This window comes from Ruminococcus sp. BSD2780120874_150323_B10 (assembly GCF_015553695.1).
Lineage (GTDB): Bacteria > Bacillota > Clostridia > Oscillospirales > Acutalibacteraceae > Ruminococcoides > Ruminococcoides intestinale_A.
In genome coordinates, this window is the sequence record NZ_JADNHD010000001.1 from 222647 (window position 1) to 242759 (window position 20113).

The following is a 20113-nucleotide window of genomic DNA, read 5'->3' on the forward strand; positions in this document are numbered from 1 at the left end:
ACGAAAGGGAAACCAAAATGCAGGAATTACTTACTGTAATAGCACAGGGTCTTGTTGATGATCCGTCTGCTGTAAAGGTTACTGCCGATGAACCAAATGAGGACGGCACAATCGTATATCACATTTCTGTAGCAGAGGCTGATATGGGCAGAATTATCGGTAAGCAGGGCAGAATTGCCAAAGCTATCCGCACAATTGCTCGCAGCGCAGCTATCCGTTACGAAGAAAAGATTATGGTTGAAATCGACTGATAACTAAAACTTTAAAACCTTCGGCTTTTGTCGGAGGTTTTATTTTTTGTTGTTTATTAAAAGTCGTAGTAAATTTTGGTTTAGCTCACAGCTTAAACTGAATAATTTAAAAATTTAAGTCAAGCCTTTAAAAAGGCTTGCAGGTTTAGGCAGAGTCCATAATATCTTCCAATGTTACAATTTGTCGGGCGCAAACAGCTACGCTGTTTGCGTGCTAAGACTAAGTTTGTTAAAGCAGGCGACAGTCATTGTAATCAGAAACGCTAAAACCATAGTCAACGCAATGCGTTGACTATGAAAATAAATTGTATTTTCTTTTATTGCTTTCGCAAAGGCTTGCGCCTATTTGTTAAAGCCGCCAAACAGCAAGCTGTTTGGCTATCGTCAGATTGCGTAATCGGAAAGTATTTGTGGGCTTTGCCCATACCCACGACCTTTGAAAAGGTCTACCAAACTTTTATAATTGTTGGTAAATCATTTTGCTAAACCATATTCACCACAACCTTTGACAATGAGCAAAAATAAACCCGTGGCAACAGCCACGGGTATTTTTATGATTCTGAAATTGTAAGATTTGCTTTATAAGAACCAGAAACCCAACACGAAGAACCGTTATCAATGTTAAATGTTACAGGCATTGAAACCGAGCCTTTCATACCGTCGGAAGACGATACATCAATAACAGCGGTTATATCCGAAGCACTAAGGGAGTCAATCTGACTGCTTGTGCCATAAACTGTAACCTCAAGATTCTTTTGCGTTACCTCCGCAGAATATCCCGATGCAAGACCCTGTACCATAAATTTTTCAACTGTCAGCTTTTTGCTTGACAATGACGACAAATCAAGAGTTACCTTAGCAGTTGAAGTATTACTGATATTCTTGCAATCGGTTGGAATTTCAACAGCAAGGTCAAATATTGATTTTGTATTTGTAAGTGATGTAAAATCAATCGGTGCAAGATTTACCGAATCGGTCTTATTCAATACATCGTCAGTACCTGCAAGCAGTATTGACGAAGGCTCAACAGAAATCATATCGTCGGTAATTTGTAAACCTGACGGTAAGTTTGTAAATGTCGGCTTTAAAGAAACTTCTTTTTCGGGAAGTACAGAAATCGCAGCCTCCACAGTTTTAAAATCAAGAGAAAGTAAATCCGTATTAATTTCTTTACCGTCAGCATCGTACAAAATAATATCTGCATTAACTTTGCGTGACGAATTAAGCGTACCGTCTATATTCGCAGCAGCCACAACCTTAGAAATCTTAGATACTTCAGACTGCGGACCTGTAATATATATGGTTTTTGAAGACAGTGTGGTTGACGCATAATAACCGTCGTCAACTTTATAAACAACATTTTCTTGAATATCAAATGTAGCCTCTCGCAGATAATCAATAAAAACATCAATCGTAGACGGTTTTATCGCAGATGAAATCTGAAAATCGCTGTAAGGGTCATTCTTTGAGGCATTAAGATACAATGTGTAATTGCCCGCAGAATCAACATAGTTGGCAGCTGCTTTGACGGTAATATCAGACGCCTGTAACGAACCCACAACAGCTCTGTTACCTGTAACTGTAAGTGAGGCTTTATAATCACTGCCCGAAAAAACTTGCAGACCGTTATTAACAGCGTCTTCGGACAATTCAACCTGAACAGGTATATCCGAAATAGTCAAACTTGTATCGTTTCCTGTACTTATACTCATATAAATCCAAATCACAAGCGAAATTACAATTGATACGATAAATAAAAAGTTTGTACTCTGTACAAAAGCCCTGAATCTTGATCTTTTGCTTTTATTTTCCTTCATCCGACTTCCTCCTTATCTTTTGGAGTAAACCGGCAGCTGCCGAATCATCATCAGTATTTTCAAGTAACAATGCCTCAAGCTTATCGATAAGTCTGTCGCGTGTAAAATTGCGGTAAAGTACGCCGTTAATTGCGAGCGAAATAACACCTGTTTCTTCACTGACAATCAAAACCACAGCATCGCTTTGCTCACTGATGCCAAGTCCTGCTCTGTGTCTTGTTCCAAGATTTATATCAACATTTTTGTTATCTGTAAGCGGTAATATACATCCTGCCGCAAAAAGTTTACCGTCACGCACAATACTTGCGCCGTCGTGTAGCGGAGCTTTGTTAAAAAATATGTTTCCGAAAAGTGCAACTGAAGTATCTGCATTAACTATTGTGCCTGTTGCGGCTATATCGGAAAGTTTTGTTTCTCTTTCAAAAACAAGCAATGCACCTGTTTTTGAATGTGAAAACAGCAAAGCTGTATCGGCGGCATCTATTATTGATTTTTTAACAGCCATTTTCCACTCATCACTTTTTTCTCGATGAGTAATAAGTTTTATATACTTTTTATAAGTATTATTTCTACCCATTTGTTCCAAATATTTTCGGATTTCAGGCTGAAAAATAATAGCAACAAGTATAACTGATGCCTCAAAAAATGTTCTGAGAAGTGTCGTAAGCATCATCAATCCGCAAAGTGATGATATTAAATATATAATAAGAAGTGCAACAACACCTTTTAAAAGCTGAGCCGCACGGGTTTCTTTTACAAGCTTGAAAAGGCTGAAAATAATGAATGCAATAGCAAGAATATCAATAATATCTCGAATTTCAATGGTTTTTAATACAGCAAATACGCTTTGTATCCATTCCATCATTTTAACCTCCTCTGTTTTTCATTACTTTATTTTAACACACAACAGCATTGAATTGCAACCTTTTTTACATTCTTTTGTAATAATTAATTTGACTGACTGATTTAATAAGATAGTTAACTTCAAACTGTGTCGAAAACGAGGAAATAACTGCACGAACAGTACCTTTTTCAAGCGTGCCAAAGCATTTATGAGCGAGCGGTGCGCAATGTAGTCCGGCACGCACTGCAATATTAAATTTATCATTAAGAATTTGCGCCGTTTTTTCGCTGTCCGTATTTTTTATATTAAACGAAACTACCGGTACAAATCCGTCATCATCGGGTTTTGATGTATATAATTCAATATCTTTAATTTTAGACAAACCGTCATAAAGATTTTTTGCAAGACTAATTTCATAGTCAAATATTTTTTGCGGTGATTTATTCATAACATATTTTATGCCTTCGTTAAGTCCCGCTATTCCAAGTAAATTATGAGTTCCGCTTTCAAATTTGTCAGGTAAAATTTCGGGTTGATTTACTTGTGCAGAAAGGCTGCCTGTTCCGCCTTGAATAAGACTTTCGGGAATAGTATCGCTGTTAATAACAAGCAAACCTGTACCCATAGGACCGTACAAACCTTTGTGCCCTGCTGTACATAAATAATCTATATCGGAATTTTTTAGCGAAATCGGAATTATACCTGCAGTTTGAGCTGCGTCTGTGCAAAAAAGTATTCCGTTTAATTTGCACAGGGCCGCTATTCGTTGAATAGGTAATTTTATACCAAATACATTTGATGCATGGGTGCACACTACAAGTTTAGTGTTCTCTTTAAAAGCTTTTCTGAAATTACCAATTGTCTTTTCTGTGTCATTATAATCAACATCGGCAACAGAGTATTCTACTCCATTACTTTTTAAATACTCCAAAGGCCGCACGACAGCATTATGCTCGTATGATGATATTACCGCATGATCGCCGGGTTTTAAAATTCCTTTTATAACAGTATTAAGTGCTGTTGTGCAATTGTTTGTGATAATAACATTTTCGGGATTTTCAATATCAAAGAGTTTTGCCGCATTGTTTCTGCATTCAAAAAGCACATCAGAGGCTTTTATAGCCATATTATGGCCGCCTCGTCCCGGGTTAGCTCCGATTTTTGTAATCGCATAATTAACTGCATTTACCACGGATTTTGGTTTTGGAAAAGTTGTTGCACCGTTATCGAAATAAATCATTCTAAATCAGCAGGATAAACTCCCTGCACAGGTATATTCATTGCCCTTAGTATTTCTACGCTTTCATCGACTCTGTTTATAACCAACAAACTGTAACCGCATGAACCATTGCGATATTGCACGGGAGTACGAATAATTTTTGTAAGAATTCCACGCCGTCGCAATGCCTCTCTTCCCCTTTGAGTATAAGTTAAAGTACCTAAAACAAATACTGCTTTTTTCATATTATTCACCACTTTATAAATCTTATTTTTTAATATCTCCCTGCTATATAATATGAATTTCTTGTTATATGGTTATCTTATAATGTTTCAAATATTTTGAATCTTAGCTGATCAAAATGTTTTGATTAACAAATAATTTCAGTTAAATTATGGTTTAGCGGAATACTTCACAAGGCAATTATAAAAGTTTGGTCGACCTTTTCAAAGGTCGTGGGTGTGGGTAAACTCCACAAATACTTTCCGTTTATGCAATCTGACGATAGCCAAACAGCTCGCTGTTTGGCGGCTTGAACAAACAGGCGAAAGCCCTTGCGAGAGCAACAAAAGGAAATACACTTCATTTTCATAGTCAACGCAATGCGTTGACAATGTTTTTAGCGTTTCTGTTTATAATGGCTGTCGCCTGTTTTAACAAACTAAGTCTTAACACGCAAACAGCGTGGCTGTTTGCGCCTGATAAATTGTTATATCGGACGATTTTATGGGCGCTGCCCAAACCCGCAATTTTTGAAAAAATTGAGTAAACTTTTTTTGTTTTTTGGAGGATAATTTAGCGTTAGCTAAATTTCAATGCCCAACCGACACTCCGCTAAACCACAATTTAAAATACTTCTTCGGCATTAAACATAACAAAACATTCTTGCCATATAATCCTCACAAACAGAGAGAGCAGACAGCTGCATGCTACCTGCTCTCTCTTAATTACTATTAATGCAAGATAAAAATTTTACTTTTTAACATTAAAAGCTTTCATCTGTGGATAAACTGCGCTGTCGCCAAGCTCTTCCTCAATTCTTAAAAGCTGATTGTACTTTGCAACACGCTCTGAACGGCTTGGAGCACCTGTTTTAATCTGGCAAGTGTTAAGTGCTACCGCAAGGTCAGCGATTGTTGTATCTGCTGTTTCACCGCTGCGGTGTGAAGAAATTGCAGTATAGCCTGCCTTGTGAGCCATCTTGATTGCCTCAAGTGTTTCTGAAACCGAACCGATCTGGTTAAGTTTAATAAGAATTGAGTTACCGCAACCAAGCTCAATGCCCTTTGCAAGTCTTTCTGTATTTGTAACAAAGAGGTCGTCACCAACGAGCTGGACTTTGTCGCCGAGCTCCTTAGTAAGCTGTTGCCAGCCTTCCCAGTCCTCTTCGTCAAGAGCATCTTCAATAGAGATAATCGGATACTTTTCAACAAGCTTTTTCCAATGCTCAATAAGCTCTGCAGAAGTAAACTTTGTGCCTGCCTTTGGAAGAACATACTCGCCCTTCTTGCTGCCCTTCCACTCGGAAGATGCTGCGTCCATAGCAATCATAAAGTCCTTACCCGGCTCATAGCCTGCATTTTTAACAGCCTCAAGAATATACTGAATAGCCTCCTCGTCACTTGCAAGGTCAGGAGCAAAGCCGCCCTCATCGCCAACAGAAGTAGCAAGTCCTTTAGATTTAAGTAAAGCGGCAAGTGCATGGAAAACCTCTGCACACCAGCGCAAACATTCCTTAAAGCTCGGAGCGCCGACAGGCATAATCATAAATTCCTGAACATCAACAGTGTTTGCGGCGTGTGCGCCGCCGTTGAGAATATTCATCATAGGTACAGGAAGTCTGTTGCCTGAAATACCGCCGAGGAATCTGTAAAGCGGAATGTCAAGAGCAGTAGCTGCTGCTCTTGCAGTTGCAATAGAAACGGCAAGAATAGCATTTGCGCCAAGATTTGACTTGTCTTTTGTACCGTCAGCTTCAATCATCGCTTTGTCAACAGCATAAATGTCAGAAGCGTCCATACCTGTAATAGTATCGTTAATTACTGTATTAATATTTTCAACTGCCTTAGAAACACCCTTACCGAGATATCTGCTCTTGTCACCGTCACGAAGCTCAAGAGCCTCGAACTCACCTGTTGACGCACCGCTTGGAGCAGTACCTCTTGAAACAGTACCGTCAATAAGAGTAACCTCTGCTTCTACAGTAGGGTTTCCGCGAGAATCAAGAATTTCTCTGCCAACAACTTTTTCAATTTCCCAATAAGCCATTTTTACAATCTCCTTATCATCTTATTCGCAGACTTCCTTCCGGAAGGTCAGCAGTGCCCTCCGGCGAATAGAAGTAGAGGATTCATAGGAAGTCCACATGATTTATTCAATTGGTTAGTTTTAACTAACTGAATACATTATATACTACACTCAAAATAAAATCAAGTATTTTTTTACAATTTTATAAATTTTAATAAATTACAGTTTAATTTAATTCTTGTATATGTTATAATAATCAGTGCTGTTTATTATAACAAAAGTAAAAACAGTCTTTTATGTGACAGATTGTTTTTGTATTAAAAGTTACGGAGTAAAAAAATGGGTAGGAAAAATATAATAAAATCTAACCGAAAGGTTATAGCTGAGGGATTGCGTGACGGTGTTCCTATTGGACTCGGTTATCTTGCGGTGTCGTTTTCGTTAGGTATTGCGGCAAAAAATGCAGGACTTAACTTTTTTCAAAGTTTTCTTGCAAGTTTGTTATGTAATGCGTCTGCGGGTGAATATTCGGGTTTTACGGTTATTGCTGCGGATGCAACATATTTTGAAATGGCGGTAGTAACGCTTATTGCAAATGCACGATATTTGCTGATGAGTTGTGCGCTAAGTCAGAGAATAAAAAGCGGCACTTCACTGATTCACAGATTGTTGCTCGGCTTTTTTATAACCGATGAATTTTTCGGAATTACAATATCAAGAAAAGGCAGTGTAAATCCGTATTATACATACGGAGCAATAATCTTTGCGGGACCTTGTTGGGCGGTAGGTACGGCGCTCGGTACAATAGCGGGTAATGTTTTGCCGCTTAGAGTTGTAAGTGCGTTAAGCGTAGCGCTGTTCGGAATGTTTCTTGCGATTATCGTGCCGCCGACAAAGAGCAATAAACCTCTTATGGGAATAGTTATTTTCAGCTTTATTGCAAGCCTTGCATTTGCTTATCTGCCTGTGATAAGCGAGATTTCAGAGGGTACAAGAACAATAATTTTAACTGTTATTATATCCGCAGCTGCAGCTTTGCTGTTCCCTGTAAAAGATGAGGAGGGCAGTGAAAATGTCGCATAATCCTTATATCTACATATTTATAATGGCAGGTGTTACATTTTTAATCAGAGTGTTGCCTCTGACCGTTGTAAAAAAACAATTCACAAATCAATTTGTAAAATCATTTCTCTACTATGTGCCGTATGTAACGCTTTCGGTTATGACTTTTCCCGCAATTATCAATGCTACGCAAAGTCCGATAGCGGGAGCAATAGCCTTTGCGGCAGGTCTTGTGGCGGCTTGGTTTGATGCAGGACTGTTTAAGGTATCGGTAATCTGTTGCTTACTTGTATTTGTTTGTGAATTTATAATTTGCTGAATTTAAAATGAAGGTTTGAAGTTTGTAAATTGCATTTTGGTAAAAAATGTAAATAGATTTCAAACCTTTTCGTTTTGCATAAATTAATGAAAACGGAAGTTGTTTTATAAAATTTTACTGCTTTAATTCGATAAAGGAATTGTAATTTTATGATTTTAAAAAATTGGTACAAAATATACTTTTATACGCTAATAATCCGACTTTAATTGTTGACAAATTACGATAATAAGTATAATATATACTTATAACACAATTTGCCTACTATGAAAGGAAGTAATATATCATGGAAAAGCAGAATATTGATTGGGCGAATATCGGTTTTGGTTATATGCCTACCGGTGAAAGATTTGTAGCTAATTATAAAGATGGCAAGTGGGACGAAGGTGCAATGACAACCGATGCAACAATCACAATGAGTGAATGTGCCGGTGTTTTGCAGTATGCTCAAACTTGCTTTGAAGGCTTAAAAGCCTATACAACACAGGACGGAAAAATCGTAGTTTTCAGACCTGACCTTAATGCAGCAAGAATGCAGGATTCATGCAAAAGACTTGAAATGCCTGTTCTCCCGGAGAATATGTTTGTAGACGCAGTTTGCAAGGTAGTAAAGGCTAATGCAGACTATGTACCTCCTTACGGTTCGGGTGCAACACTTTATCTCCGTCCGTATATGTTCGGTATCGGACCTGTTATCGGTGTTAAGCCTTCTACAGAATATCAGTTCAGACTTTTCACAACCCCTGTAGGTCCATACTTTAAGGGCGGCGCAAAGCCTATCACAATTAAGGTTTCTGACTTTGACAGAGCCGCACCGCACGGTACAGGTCACATCAAAGCAGGTCTTAACTATGCAATGAGTTTGCACGCAATTGTTACAGCTCATGAAGAAGGTTTTGCCGAGAATATGTATCTTGATGCTGCTACCCGTACAAAGGTAGAGGAAACAGGCGGTGCAAACTTTATCTTCGTTACAAAGGACGGCAAAGTTGTTACTCCTAAGTCAAACAGTATTCTTCCTTCAATTACCCGTCGTTCTCTTATGTATGTTGCAAAAGAGTATCTCGGTCTTGAGGTAGAGGAGAGAGAAGTTTACTTTGACGAGGTTAAAGATTTTGCAGAGTGTGGTCTTTGCGGTACAGCGGCTGTTATCTCACCTGTTGGCAAAATCAACGACCACGGCAAAGAAATTTGTTTTCCAAGCGGTATGGAAGAAATGGGCCCTGTTACAAAGAAGCTCTATGAAACACTCACAGGTATTCAGATGGGCAGAATTGAAGCTCCTAAGGGTTGGATAAAGGTAATCGAATAATTACATATTATCGAAAATATAATTATAAAAATTTGTGCCCGAGCATTCTGCTTGGGCACTTTTTGCATATGTGAGGTTTTATCAAAAGTTGAGATAATCATGGTTTAGCTGTTTGCGCCTGATAAATTGTTATATCGGAAGATTTTTATGGGCGCTGCCCAAACCCGCAATTTTTGAAAAAATTGAGTAAACTTTTTTGCTTTTGGGAGGATAATTTAGCGTTAGCTAAATTTCAATCCCCGACCGACACTCCACTAAACCATAATTTACCCAAGCTTTAATAAATAACCACGAATTACAACGCAAAAGCGGCACTCAAACGAGTGCCGCAATGCAATAAAAATTATTTATTATTTAAGGAAAGATGATGTGCCACCGATCTGACCGTCAATGCCTGTAAAGCCGTTTGCACAACATACATAAACTCTCATATTTGCCTTACCGATATCTGAAACAGTAAGTGTTCCGTTTGTTACATTCTGAACATCACCTGTAACAGCGTCAACATATCTGCCGTTAGGAATATTCTTAAATGTAGCACCACTTGAAACTGTTACAAGTGCAAGGCTGTCAATACCGTCTTCTGCACTTGTATAACGGCGGATATAAGACATATCGCCACCTGTTACATAAGATTCAGAAGCTGTGTACTGACCTTTCTGAAGAGCAGGGATAGCTCTTCTGATAGCATTAAGCTTTGAAAGATGAACGCTAAGCGGGCTTGCAAGTGTTTCAGCAACTGTACCAGAAGCTGTGTACTCGCTAAAGTCTGTAGCTGTTACATTACCCTCAAGATAATCGCCGTAGTAAGCACGACCTGTTGTTGAAAGAGGAGCGTTAGGACCAACATCAATAACTGCGCCCTTCTGGAACTCAACCTCTGAACCATAGTAAACGCATGGAATACCACGGAATGTAAACATAAGGTCAAGGTTCTCTGCCCAAGTCTGTGTGCCGCCTGCAAAACGACTCTTTTCATCAGGCTGTTCAGGAGCATAGTCATGAGAATCAACATACATTACATTGTATGTTGCATCATTATAATACTGGTCTGTGCTCTTAGCAAAGTTATAAGCACTGCTTGCGTTACCAAACATTCTGTGCATCTGGAAGTCAATACCCTCCATACCTGATGCCATAGATCTGTCAGGTGTGTGGTATGTAATACCGTTTAAGAAAGCATTGTCTGAAGTAGGTTGATCTGTAGGATCATCTTCTGCGAGATAATGATCAAATACAACATTCATATTGTTGTTGATATCTTCAGCAGAAGTGCCGTAACTCCATAAATCAGCCCACTTATTGTTTGACTCTTTCCAAGTGTAGTAAGGTGTAGATTCCTCTGCGTGGCCACGATACCAAATCTGTGTGTAACGAGTACAGATTTCGCCAAACATAAGGAAGTTGTTGTTACCCGATGCCTTTGCAGCAGCATAAAGCTGGTCATTGTACATAAGGTTAAGTGCAAGTCTTGGAATATGTCTTACTGTATCAACACGGAAACCGTCAACGCCCATATTGATATAGTCTGAGTATACATCTACGATGTGTTCTGCTACTGCCGGATTTTCTGTGTTGAGGTCAACACAGTCACCTGCGATTTGAGCAAATTTACAGGTCCAGTCGTCCCAGTTAAGGCTCTGGAAATAACCTGTATGATAATAGTTGTTTGCATTAAATGTGTCAGAATTTGAAATCTTTGCAGAATCATAATCTTTTGCATCCGGCATGCTGCCTGTTGAGTTACCTACATCCGAAGAGTATGTTGTATTCTTCATAAGGTTAAGTCTTTGAGAATACTGAATTCCAGGCTTCTGTGCCCAGTATTCCTCTGCTGAATTAAGTCCGTATGTGTCAAGAAGTAAGTCTGTAGGAATCATTGACTCTTCAAGATTTGAAAGGTCTTTTGTTGTATCTTTTTCAAAAAGATTGCAGAAATAAGCCTCACCGAAGTTACCGGTATGCTGGAAAACTACATCCTGAACAATCTTCATACCTTTTGCGTGAACCTCATCAATAAGATCCTGGTATGTAAAATCATCACTCTCATAACGTACATCAACGGTTGAGAAGTCCATAGCATGATAACCGTGATAATCATAGCCCGAACCGTTTGTAACTACAGGAGTAATCCAGATAGCTGTAAAGCCAAGTGCCTTTATATAGTCAAGCTTGTCTGCAAGACCTCTGAAGTCACCACGCCATGCAGGGTCTGAATCAGGGTTATTTGCCTGTGTGTCATCCCAGCAATGAACATTATTGCCTGTATCTCCGTCATAGAAACGGGTTGTCATAACAAAGTAGATAGACTCTTCACGCATATCCACTGAATCAACAGGGTCAATTTCATCAGGATTGTACTTTGTCCATCTCTTGTTTTTGTACCACCACTCACCGGTAGTTCTTCTTAATTCAGGTGAATACTGTTTGCCGTCTTTATCTGTAAAAATCATATTTACAGCTGTAACATCGTTGATTACATAAGTAAACCAACCGTTTGAAGAGGCAGTCATTTTTTCACCCGGATATGAATCTGACATTGCGCTGTTTGTTGGAAGTGAATTCCAAAGGTAAACATATGGCTGTGCAAGTTCACTGTTCTGATAATGTATAGTAATGCCTGTTTCAGCTGACGCAGCACCAACCTCTTCAGTTGTAGCGTCAGCGTCAGCAGCGTTTACAGATACTATGCCTGCTGTAATAACAAGCATTACAGAAAGTACTAATGCACACCATTTTTTAATCTTTGTCATAATAGTACCTCAATTTATTTTAGTTAATCGTCGTATGTTTTAAAAATTACTTTTCTGCAACCATCTTCTGAAGCATTGTTGCGTCTATAACATCAAGAACACCGTTACCGTCAACATCACATGTCTTGAAATCATATTTCATACCGCTGTATTCAGCAATGATCATCTGGAGATATGTAGCATCGTTTACATCAACTTTGCCGTCACCGTCGCAGTCGCCAAGCATAAACGGAGTTGTTGTAGGCTGTACTGAAGTTGTAGGCTGTGTAGTTGGTTTTGGTGTAGTTGGTTTTGGTGATGTTGTAGGAATAACAGATGTAGTCGGCTGTGTTGTAGTCGGTACATTCGAATCAGCTGTATAAGTATAAGTCTTTGAAACCTTTGAGTTGTCAGAACCTTCAACATATACTTCAACTGTGTATGTTCCCTTTACTGTTGGTACAAATGAGTATGAATCGTTAAGTGTGTAATAAGGAATATTCTTATTACCGTTTGGATCTGTAACTACATACTTATAGAAAAGAAGGTTTGTACCTGTATTACCGCCGCCTGCAAGAACTTTAACTGTAGCTTTTGTGTTGAGCTTGATAAAGTTAAGATTAAGTGGTGTTACATTTTTAATAACAGGCTTAACGAGTGTTGAGTCATCTGCAACAGTAAGTGTGAGTGAACGCTCGTTTGTGTTGCCCTTTGTATCAGAATACTCAAACTTGATTGTATATTCACCAACTGCTGATGGTGTCCATACATACGAGTTTGTCGAGCTCATAGGAGATACTACCTTGCCGTTTACAGAAATCTGATAGCTGATAGTAGCATTTACAAGGCTATTTGCTGTTGTTGAAAGTGTAACAGCTGTACCTGTATAAATTGTTTTCGATGGGTCTGCTTTATAAGAAGTTACCTGAATATCACTTGTATCATATACAGACCAAGTATTTGTCTTGTTGTTGTAAAGGTCGCCTGAACCTACTGTAAGGTCATTTGACTTATTGCTGCCTGAACTGAAGATAACATTCTTATAAGCCTTATTAGGAGTATAAGACCATACATTATCGCCGATTTCAGTCATTGGTTTGCCCGGCCATGCAGCGTTGTTCTCTGTGCTGCTGTTCCACATATAGCAATATACATTTGACCAACCTGCATCATTCTGGCAGTAAATTGGTTTTGCATTGCCCGAAGAAGTTGCCGGCTGTGTAGCCTGTGTCGGCTTAGTTGATGATGTTGCCTGTGTTGGGTTAGTTACATCAGAGTAAGCTGACCACTTGCGTGTGCTGAGGTCATAAATCTGACCGTTGCCTGCATAAGTAAGGTCTGTTGTCTGATTGCCGCTGCCGTTGTTGAAAATAACATTCTTAAAATCACCCGAAAGTGTGTAAGCATAAACGTCATCTTCAACCTTTGTCATAGCCTCACCAGGCCATGCTGCGTTGTTGCCTGCACCATCTGTCCACATATAGCAGTACAGATTGGCCCAGCCGTTGTTTGCACGAACGTATACAGTATCGCCTGTTGCTGCTGATACTGCCATACTGCCTGCACAAACTGCAGATACTGCAAGCATAATACAAAGTATTAAGCTGAGTACCCTGTGCTTTGTTGTTACCATAAGAATTTCCTCCAAATTTTTTTTTATGGTTTTTGTGGATAATATAATCCCACGTTCTGACAATTATATTATACAACAATGTTTGCTAATATTTTTTTCTCTTTGAGAATTATTTTGATTTTCTTACAGCCAAATTTATTAGTCTATATTTGTATATATTCAACAAAAAGGCGAGAAAAAGCATTTATTAATATCAATATGCACAAATACAAGATGTTGTTTTTGTGACTATCTATAATACTATCTGTTCTTAATTTTATCCCAATAGTTCTTATATGCCTGTTCGTTTTTGTTGTCACCGTATTCGTAATAAACTCTGTCACGGATAATGTCCGGCAAATATTGCTGATTTACATAATGGTTCGGATAATCGTGCGGATAGTTATAAAACTGTCCTTTGTTATTATTATCTTCCCCATCATAGTGCATATTTTGAAGCTGTCTTGGTACAGGACCGTAATTGCCTGCTTTTAAATCCTGTGTTGCACGATTAATCCCCATATATGCGGAATTGGATTTCGGCGCATTGCATACCATTATAACTGCGTCTGCAAGCGGTATTCTCGCCTCCGGCAAGCCGACAGCCTGTGCAATATCCACACATGATTTTACAATAGGAATAAGCTGTGGATACGCAAGTCCTACATCTTCGCAGGCACACACCATAAGTCTTCTGCACGCACTCGGCAAATCCCCTGCCTCAAGCAGCCTTGCAAGATAATGCAAAGCCGCATTACTGTCACTGCCACGCATACTTTTTTGATATGCGGAAATTATATCGTAATGCTCGTCACCATCCTTGTCATATCGCACGGCGCTTTTTTGTACAAGTTCCGCAACACTTTCTTCGCTGACTTTTTTTACTCCGTCAACTTCGTCAGCCACAAGAATAGCAAGTTCAACCGCATTCATAGCTTTTCTTACATCACCTCCGCAGCCATGAGCGATTTTTTTACGACAACTTTCGGGAAAATCCACCTCTACCTCCTGTTCCTCGGAAATAATTTCCGCCGCTCTCTGCACAGCTCTTTCTATTTCTTCGGGCGGTACCGGTTTAAATTCAAAAACAGTCGAACGGCTTAAAATAGCATTATATACATAAAAATACGGATTTTCGGTAGTTGATGCAATAAGCGTAATCGAACCGTTTTCTATATATTCAAGCAAAACCTGTTGCTGCTTTTTATTAAAATACTGAATTTCGTCAAGATACAGTAAAATGCCGTTCATTCCCGAAAAAGTGTTCAACTCCGAAACTACCTCTTTTATGTCGGATGTTGATGCGGTCGTGCCGTTGAGTTTTTTCAGAGTTCTGTTCGTTCTTTTAGCTATATATGTAGCAAGAGTTGTTTTTCCCACTCCTGACGGGCCGTAAAAAATCAGATTCGGAATTTCTCCGCTTTCAATTATTTTTCGCAGTGGCTTATTCGCTCCGAGCAAATGCTTTTGACCCACAATATCATCAAGAGATTGCGGTCTTATTCTGTCTGCAAGAGGAGTATTCATATAATCAGCCTCATTTCAAATTTAGTATATATTTCATAGTACATTTGTTCGTAGAATTTGTCAAGATTTTTAGCAAAAAAATCCGTTCCGCCTTAAATTTGACGGAACGGAAAATAAACCGAATTTTATTATTCGTAAAGCGGATACTTTTTGCAGATTTCTTCAACGCCTGCTCTTACCTTGTCGGCACTGTTTTCAAAATCATTGAGAACAAGTGTAATATACTCGGCAATCTTGTCCATATCCTCTTCGTTAAGACCTCTTGTTGTAACAGCGGCAGTACCTATACGAACACCGCTTGTTACGAACGGAGAAAGCGGTTCACCCGGAATAGTGTTTTTATTTACTGTAATATAGCACTCATCAAGACGAGCCTCAAGCTCTTTACCTGTAACACCTGTATCACGAAGATCCATAAGAAGTACATGGTTGTCTGTACCGCCCGAAACAAGCTTATTGCCTCTCTTAAGAAGTCCCTCCGCAAGAGCCTTACAGTTAGAAACAATCTTTGCACCGTACTCTTTAAATTCAGGCTTTAATGCCTCACCAAAGCAAACTGCCTTAGCCGCAATTGTGTGCATAAGAGGACCGCCCTGTGTACCGGGGAAAATTGCCTTGTCAATCTGCTTAGCAAACTCTTCACGGCAAAGGATAAGACCGCCTCTAGGACCACGGAGTGTTTTATGAGTTGTAGATGTAACAAATTCACAGTACGGAACAGGGTTTGGATGAACGCCTGCCGCAACAAGGCCTGCGATGTGAGCCATATCTACCATAAGATATGCGCCTACTTCATCGGCAATTTCACGGAGTTTTGCAAAATCAATAATTCTTGGATATGCAGACGCACCGGCTACAATAAGTTTTGGCTTACATTCCTTGGCAATCTCAAGAACCTTATCATAGTCAATTCTGTGTGTTACGCTGTCAACACCGTAAGGAACAAAGTTAAAATACTTACCTGAAATGTTTACAGGTGAACCGTGTGTAAGATGACCGCCCTCGTTAAGGTTCATACCCATAACTGTATCGCCCGGGTTGAGCATAGCAAAGTAAACTGCTGTGTTAGCCTGTGCACCCGAATGTGGCTGAACATTTGCGTGTTCTGCGCCGAAAAGTTTGCAAGCTCTCTTGCGTGCAATTTCCTCAACAACATCAACGCACTGGCAACCGCCGTAGTAACGCTTTCCCGGATAACCTTCTGCATACTTGTTTGTAAGTAAGCTGCCCATTGCTGCCATTACGGCAGGAGAAACGATATTTTCGCTTGCAATAAGCTCAAGATTTCTTCTCTGTCTTTTAAGTTCCGCAGTCATTGCCTCGCCAACAGCAGGATCATAGCTGTTGAGATAATCAAGAGCTGCAATATTTGTTTTTTCACTCATAATTATTCTCCTTAATCTAAAAATATATAAGTTTAAGCATCATAAACAGATGATAAAGCCTTATTTTTCAGTGCGTACAAATCATTGAGAGTACACACTTTTCCTGATTGATTTCTGAGTTCTGCCGCACCGCGCATTCCCTTAAAATAACCTGCTATAAGTTTTCTTGCCTGCAGCATAGCCATATGCTCACCTTTGTATTCAACCATTTTTTCAATATGTCGGCACATTACATTGAGTTTTTCTTCAAGAGTCGGTGTTTTTATAATACAGTCGGGATTCTCAAGATAAGCATTTATTTCCGAAAAAATCCACGGATTTCCCAAAGAGGCCCGTCCAACCATAACAAGCTGACAGCCTGTGTAATCCATAACTTCCTTTGCTATTTTTGCAGAGGTTATGTCGCCGTTTGCAATTACGGGGATTGACACCGCATTATTAACCTCTTTTATAATATCATAATCGACAGGAGGTTTATAATACTGTTCTCTTGTTCTTCCATGAATTGTAATTGCCGCTGCGCCTGCCTGTTCACAGATTTTTGCAACTTCAACCGCATTTACGGCAGAATTGTTCCAGCCTTTACGAATTTTGACCGTAACAGGTACATCAACGGCACTTGTAACTGCCTTTACAATTTCACCGCAAAGCAGCGGATTTTTCATCAAAGCACTGCCGCTGCCGTTTGAACTGATTTTAGGTGCGGGACAACCCATATTTATATCAATAATATCGGGCTTGTTTTCCATAGAATGAACAGCCGCCTCAGCCATACATTTAGGGTCATCTCCGAAAATCTGAATACCGCAGGGGCGTTCATAGTCGGAAATTTCCATAAGCTCCTCACTTTTCTTACTGTTGAAAGAAAGCGCCTTTGAACTGACCATTTCACTTACGCAATAGGCGGCGCCAAATTCCACGCAAAGCTCACGGTACGCCCTGTCTGTAATGCCTGCCATAGGAGCAAGTACGGCACGGGACTTAAATTCTACATTTCCAATTTTAATTTTTTCCATACTGCTCTCCTTATGAAGAATAAATATCTCTCTGCTCTCTTCTGCGTTCAAGCGCATAAGATATTTTTGTACTGAGCAATACGAAAATCAAAACAATTATACCTACAATTACGCAAACCCAATATACAACACCTGCGGCATCATTGGTTTCGTAACGCTTTGTACTTACTTTTGAAGTTGAAAGCTGTGTAGGCGACACCGTTTCATTGACTACATTATTATTAAAATCATATTCTGTTGTTTCTTCGTAATACGGCTCTGTAGGTTCTTCTGTATATACAGGTTCCGTATATTCTTCTGTAACTTCTTCGGTATAATATTCAGTCGGTTGCTCTGTATATTCAGGTTCGGTTTCGGGATAAGTTTCGGGTTCGGTATACGGCTCTGTATATTCAGGGTCTGTATATACCTCTGTTTCAACTATATCTCCGTCATCAATTCCGTCACCGTCAATGTCTACAGCATAGGCACTGATTGCAACAACAAACATAAATAATACCGCAAACAGCACACAGACAGCAGATTTTGAAATTCTGTATTTTTTCATTACATTACTCCTTGCGGATACATATATTAAAATTATACCAAAAGTCGCAATATATTGCAAGCTATTTTTACATTTAATTATAACCCGTGTTTAAGCACCTCATAAAGCACATTTCCGAGCAATTCTCCGCTGTATTCCGCCTCTTCTATTGTATTTGCGTCTGTTCCTATTTCTATAAGCAAAGAACCGTCGCAAATATACTCGTTGTACGCAAAATATCCGAAATTCAGCGGTCTTGTCATACCCGGATACATTTCTTCCGCTTTATTTTGAATTTTAAGCGCAAAATTAAGATTATTCTCCCAGCTTAAAAAATTCATCTCGCCGTCGGTATCGCAACCCGAAAGAATCATTATCTGTGCCCCCTGCTTACCGTCATATGTAAAAACAGGTTTTACCTTTTGAGTTTCAGTACCGATTGCGTCACGGTGAATATCAATTATTACCTTAATATCCGTGTTGGTTTCCATAATACTTTCAACGGTCTGCGCACTTCTGTCATAAGAACCGCTGTATGTTGAGTCGTGCACCGTGGTATCGTGCATAGTTTTTATTCCTCGCTTATTAAGCACATCGGTAATAGCATCTCCCACAGCCGTTACATTATAATCATTATTCTGCGTGCGTGAATAATAGCTTTCGTAAAAATAATCAACATCTTCGTCCATATAGCTTTCACTTGTGTGCGTATGATAAATAAGCACCTGCGCCGTTCCGTTTGAATCGACATGAAAAGGCAGTTCACTGTTTAAAGCGGAATCAAAATCGTAATCAAGTCCCGTATTGTTTTTCACATAAGCGGTACCGCATTTTACACCGTTCGCACCAATCTGTTCGGCAAGAATATCATAAACCGCCTCTCCGTCATGGTTTCCGAAAGAATCATAATATCCGCTTTTGTCTTTTTCTCCGTTTAGATTTCTTGTAATCGTAACAGGTTTCGTAATCGGCTGTGTTTCCTTCTGTTTCTTTTGTGTGGTATCGGTATTGGCAAGGGTTGTAGTTTCAGCATCGGCCAATTTATATGTACCGTCGGACAGAGTAAGCGCCGCAACCGCAAGCGCCGCAGGTTTGTCGCTTGCAAAGCACTCCGGCATTCTCCGACAAACGCAGAAAACGGCAGTCGATACAAGGATAATCGACGCCGTTATTTTTAATGCTCCTAACTTTTTCACAAAATCACCGCCTTATAAAAATATATGCCGATGATTTTAATGTATGACCGAATTTCTACATAAGCGAAACAAGCTCGGAAATATTAAATTCATTTTGAAGTGCGCCGTTAAGCGCAAATGAAATCAGTCTTGAGGCTCTCTCGGTAAGCAAATCTATTTCCCTCGGTATTACTACCATCTGCCTGCCCTGCGGTGTGATTTTCTGCCTTGCCCTGTGCGGGTCATTGACGCTTAAAAGATCCGATGCAAATGTGGCTGCATCTACAACTGTGGGCACTCCTATTGCTATCACGGGTACTCCTATAGTTTCTTTGTTAATCTTTGTACGGTGATTTCCAACGCCCGCCCCGGGTGAAATTCCTGTATCGCTTATTTGCAAAGTACAGCCGAGTCTTTCAAGTCTGCGTGATGCAAGTGCGTCTATTACAACAACTGCATTCGGTTTTATTCTTTTTACAATACTCAATATATATTCGCCTGTTTCAATGCCCGTCTGCCCTGTTACTCCCGTTGCCATAACCGCAACCGGTCTTAAGCGGTCAAGACCGGTACTTCTTGCAATCTCACCCGAAATATGCCTTGTAGCAAGCACTCTGGAGCTTGTTTTCGGGCCGAGAGAATCGGGAGTGATTTCAGGATTTCCGAGTCCTACTACAAGTACAAGGCCGTTGACCGGCAAAAGCCTGCGAATTTCATTTCCTATAGTAATAAGTCTTTCGTCGGTTTCGGTAAAATTATCGGTAAGTGACGGAAGTTCTACTGTTATATAAGTACCCTCTTCTTTTCCGAGCTGCTGCCTGGCTTTTCTTGTTTTTACTTCAAGTCTTGAAATATCAAGTCCGTTTTCACTGTACTGAACAAAATCCACACCTCCGACATCTTCTCCCGCTATTTCACGAGCTTCTACCGCAAGGTCAGTTCTAAGTTCCATAAAGTCGCCCCTTTTATCTGTAAATATTGCTATTATCTTGTGTATAAACAGCGTTTATATTCTTTACAAGAAAGAAAATTTTTGATATAATAAAATTTGATATATATAAACAAAAAGGTG

17 protein-coding genes are annotated in these 20113 nt (G+C 39.6%); 4 read left to right on the plus strand and 13 right to left on the minus strand.

All coding sequences use genetic code 11. The features are described 5' to 3' along the window. Positions 1-17 precede the first annotated feature (17 nt). A complete protein-coding gene (locus I2E21_RS01115) occupies positions 18-251 on the plus strand; it encodes a KH domain-containing protein (protein ID WP_022235346.1) in 234 nt (77 codons plus the stop codon). A gap of 551 nt (positions 252-802) precedes the next feature. Here I2E21_RS01115 and I2E21_RS01120 read toward each other — a convergent pair. From I2E21_RS01120 to eno, 5 genes are all read right to left on the minus strand, one after another. After that, on the minus strand, positions 803-2068 hold the full coding sequence (locus I2E21_RS01120) for a CdaR family protein (RefSeq protein WP_195410127.1): 1266 nt from the start codon (positions 2066-2068) through the stop codon (positions 803-805). Beyond that, positions 2055-2933, minus strand: coding sequence for a diadenylate cyclase CdaA (gene cdaA / locus I2E21_RS01125; protein WP_195410128.1), 879 nt, complete (start codon positions 2931-2933; stop codon positions 2055-2057). Before cdaA ends, I2E21_RS01120 begins: the two co-directional genes overlap by 14 nt. 64 nt (positions 2934-2997) lie before the next feature. Next, positions 2998-4152: an aminotransferase class V-fold PLP-dependent enzyme gene (locus tag I2E21_RS01130; protein ID WP_195410129.1), complete on the minus strand. Its 1155-nt coding sequence runs from the start codon at positions 4150-4152 to the stop codon at positions 2998-3000. Beyond that, the gene (locus I2E21_RS01135) at positions 4149-4376 is read right to left on the minus strand and encodes a DUF3343 domain-containing protein (RefSeq protein ID WP_195410130.1); all 228 of its coding nucleotides are present in this window, start codon (positions 4374-4376) and stop codon (positions 4149-4151) included. The genes I2E21_RS01130 and I2E21_RS01135 overlap by 4 nt, the downstream gene beginning before the upstream one ends. Positions 4377-5103: 727 nt before the next feature. Continuing rightward, positions 5104-6399, minus strand: a complete 1296-nt coding sequence (gene eno, locus I2E21_RS01140; RefSeq protein WP_195410131.1) for a phosphopyruvate hydratase — start codon at positions 6397-6399, stop codon at positions 5104-5106. 318 nt (positions 6400-6717) lie between these two features. Here eno and I2E21_RS01145 point away from each other — a divergent pair, with 318 nt between their 5' ends. The 3 genes from I2E21_RS01145 to I2E21_RS01155 all read left to right on the plus strand — a co-directional run bounded on the left by I2E21_RS01145 (position 6718) and on the right by I2E21_RS01155 (position 9068). Beyond that, on the plus strand, positions 6718-7461 hold the full coding sequence (locus I2E21_RS01145) for an AzlC family ABC transporter permease (protein WP_022235199.1): 744 nt from the start codon (positions 6718-6720) through the stop codon (positions 7459-7461). Next, positions 7451-7759, plus strand: coding sequence for an AzlD domain-containing protein (locus I2E21_RS01150; RefSeq protein WP_195410132.1), 309 nt, complete (start codon positions 7451-7453; stop codon positions 7757-7759). The genes I2E21_RS01145 and I2E21_RS01150 overlap by 11 nt, the downstream gene beginning before the upstream one ends. Before the next feature lie 283 nt (positions 7760-8042). After that, positions 8043-9068: a branched-chain amino acid aminotransferase gene (locus I2E21_RS01155; RefSeq protein ID WP_195410133.1), complete on the plus strand. Its 1026-nt coding sequence runs from the start codon at positions 8043-8045 to the stop codon at positions 9066-9068. A gap of 350 nt (positions 9069-9418) precedes the next feature. Here I2E21_RS01155 and I2E21_RS01160 read toward each other — a convergent pair whose 3' ends face one another. From I2E21_RS01160 to gpr, 8 genes are all read right to left on the minus strand, one after another. Continuing rightward, a complete protein-coding gene (locus I2E21_RS01160) occupies positions 9419-11821 on the minus strand; it encodes an alpha-amylase family glycosyl hydrolase (protein ID WP_195410134.1) in 2403 nt (800 codons plus the stop codon). Between the two features lie 46 nt (positions 11822-11867). Further along, a complete protein-coding gene (locus I2E21_RS01165) occupies positions 11868-13433 on the minus strand; it encodes a starch-binding protein (RefSeq protein ID WP_195410135.1) in 1566 nt (521 codons plus the stop codon). Between the two features lie 240 nt (positions 13434-13673). Further along, positions 13674-14939 (minus strand): replication-associated recombination protein A, encoded by a 1266-nt coding sequence (locus tag I2E21_RS01170; protein ID WP_195410136.1) that lies wholly within the window; start codon positions 14937-14939, stop codon positions 13674-13676. A 128-nt stretch (positions 14940-15067) separates the two neighbouring features. Next, positions 15068-16324 carry a serine hydroxymethyltransferase gene (gene glyA, locus I2E21_RS01175; protein WP_195410137.1) on the minus strand — a complete coding sequence of 419 codons (1257 nt, stop codon included), beginning with the start codon at positions 16322-16324 and terminating at the stop codon, positions 15068-15070. Between the two features lie 32 nt (positions 16325-16356). Further along, complete coding sequence (dusB, locus tag I2E21_RS01180; RefSeq protein WP_195410138.1) at positions 16357-17340, minus strand: tRNA dihydrouridine synthase DusB; 984 nt, start codon at positions 17338-17340, stop codon at positions 16357-16359. Between the two features lie 10 nt (positions 17341-17350). After that, entirely contained in the window at positions 17351-17887 is a 537-nt protein-coding gene (locus I2E21_RS01185) for a hypothetical protein (RefSeq protein ID WP_186934542.1), read from the minus strand. Positions 17888-17964: 77 nt separating this feature from the next. Beyond that, a complete protein-coding gene (gene spoIIP / locus I2E21_RS01190; RefSeq protein ID WP_195410139.1) occupies positions 17965-19062 on the minus strand; it encodes a stage II sporulation protein P in 1098 nt (365 codons plus the stop codon). Between the two features lie 55 nt (positions 19063-19117). Further along, complete coding sequence (gene gpr, locus I2E21_RS01195) at positions 19118-19993, minus strand: GPR endopeptidase (protein WP_195410140.1); 876 nt, start codon at positions 19991-19993, stop codon at positions 19118-19120. Positions 19994-20113 lie beyond the last annotated feature (120 nt).